Here is a 2,070-nt window from a genome sequence, read left to right on the forward strand (position 1 = left end):
CACCTAGAAGACCCGAAAACGCGCGACAGCACCAGGCCTCCGGAATTGGGTACCAACTGGGTGGACTAGGCGTACCAACTCAGACGATCTGCCAGCCCACCGAATCTCTGCTCGCACCCTGCACTCCCGCGGACTTGTCAGAGTCTCAGGCCATGGCAAGAACTGGAAAGCAGTGCTGACTAAGCGCGGTCAGCAGTGGCCCGCCGCCACCGCGCAAGATACCGAATCCCGCAGGATTCGTGCCAAAGTTGCGACCGCGCGAGCTCAGACGGATCAGCTGAAAGAATCTGCCCCAGTAAAGACTCCTCGAAAGCCGCGCTCCAAGCCCCCTGCCCCCGCGCTCGCCGCAAGAGATCTCCTCGCCGCCGAAGAACTCATCCAGCGTGTCCTGGAAACAGAAGACCAAAAGCTTCTCAGCGCAGATGTAGACCTCGGCCCGTTCAAGCTCCAGCGAATTCTCGCGCAGGCACTCAAAGCTTCCAACCGTCCTCACGGCAAGAAGCTTGTCGCAAGCACCATCGGGGGATGGAGTAGCAAAGAGTATGAAATTCACTTTGCGCCCCACTTTCGCGACTTCGTGGAAGTACAATCAGTGCCGGTGCCAGAGCGCGTCGGAAAATATCACCCTGCCGTCAAAGCATTCATGGCAGACAAGCGGTGGCAATACGTCACCAAGGAGCATGTGCCGCGGGCCGCGCGCATCCTGCAAGCCATTGCTTCAGAGGCGACTCGGCGTGGGATCGAGGTCATGCTGCCAGACGACAGGAAGCCGAATCGCTACGGCTACCTAAGCAATCCAACGCATGGCAATCTCTGGCTTCGTACTGACTATGACCTCTACGGCATAGAGATCAAGGAGATCTCTGGCAAAGGCGCAAAGAAGTTCTCGGACCTCGGAATGACGTGGCAGCAGAGGCAAAAGCTCCCCAGCTGGATAGAGCGCCGCGGTTGGGAGTTCATCAGTACTGGGAAGCTGCAAATTAACCAAGGCACATCGCTCGACGGGTATGGCACTCAGAAGCTGAGCGACGGTCGCGGAACGCTCCTGGAGGAGAAGCTTTCTGAAGTTTTCGCACGGTTTGACACCTGGCTGCTCGAACAAGCCGAGCGCAAACGGCTTGAAGAGATCGCCGAGGAACGCAGGCAACGCAACTGGGAAGCTGCGATGGAAAATGCCAAAGCTGACTACTTCGAAGCAGAAAGATGGAAGTACTTTGTAGCTCTCTCGGAAGAAGACGAGAAGCTCCGCAAGTACGAGGCCTTCCTCGCCAAAGCTAAGCAGGCAATTGAACACCTACCTTCTAAGCAGCGCTTCGCAGCCAGCGGCTTTCTGTCCGAGGTAGACGCCGTGCTCCGCGAGCGAAATCCACTCACCTCTCCAGAACACTTCTTGCCTGAGATAAGCGAACCGAAGCCAGAAGATCTAAAACCGTACCTACGTGGCTGGAGTCCCCACGGGTCGCATCGTCACTAGGTGCCAGGGGGTTCTCATGGCAACGCATTTGTCGTGCTATTTACAACGCTCACGATTGGAATATTGACGACGAATAGAAACGGTTCATACTGAGCGACACCTTCCCAAAGGGCTGCGGCTCCACCACAAAGAGGAATCCACCCAGGATTCGTCGGCCGCACCCGATGGGAAGGAGTCTCGCCATGAGCGAGCAAGAATCAGCCAGGATCGGCTCGGTGGCACCGAGCCCCACGCGTACCCTTGCGGTGCGTATGACCGACGACCTGCGTGCGCAGCTGGACGTGATCGCCCAGCTCAACGACCGCAGCGTCACCGAAGAGATCCGAATCGCCCTCGAGTTGTGGGTCGAGACTTCCAAGTCCGACCCGAAAGTTCTCAAAAGGGCTGAGACGGTGCGGGCCGAAATAGAGCGCGATGCGAAAACCAAGCAGAGCGCCATTGCAGCCATCTTCGGAACCAGTGCTGCGCCGGGGAAACCTGTGCGTGGCAAGCAGGCCTAGGTGTAGTGTCCGGGGACGTTGTGTGATCTGGACCCCGTGACACAGACGAGAACCTCCGGGCAGAGTGGAGCTGCTACCACTGCCGCTCTAACCCCG

Annotated in this window: 2 protein-coding genes; both read left to right on the forward strand. The window is 58.0% G+C overall.

The genetic code is table 11. The features are described from left to right. Positions 1 to 172 precede the first annotated feature (172 nt). The gene (locus tag AB0O71_RS15405) at positions 173 to 1,474 is read left to right on the forward strand and encodes a hypothetical protein (protein ID WP_363746721.1); all 1,302 of its coding nucleotides are present in this window, start codon (positions 173 to 175) and stop codon (positions 1,472 to 1,474) included. A gap of 182 nt (positions 1,475 to 1,656) precedes the next feature. Further along, on the forward strand, positions 1,657 to 1,974 hold the full coding sequence (locus AB0O71_RS15410) for a hypothetical protein (RefSeq protein ID WP_363746723.1): 318 nt from the start codon (positions 1,657 to 1,659) through the stop codon (positions 1,972 to 1,974). Positions 1,975 to 2,070 lie beyond the last annotated feature (96 nt).

Origin of the sequence: Leucobacter sp. NPDC077196 (assembly GCF_040687075.1) — a bacterium.
Lineage (GTDB): Bacteria > Actinomycetota > Actinomycetes > Actinomycetales > Microbacteriaceae > Leucobacter.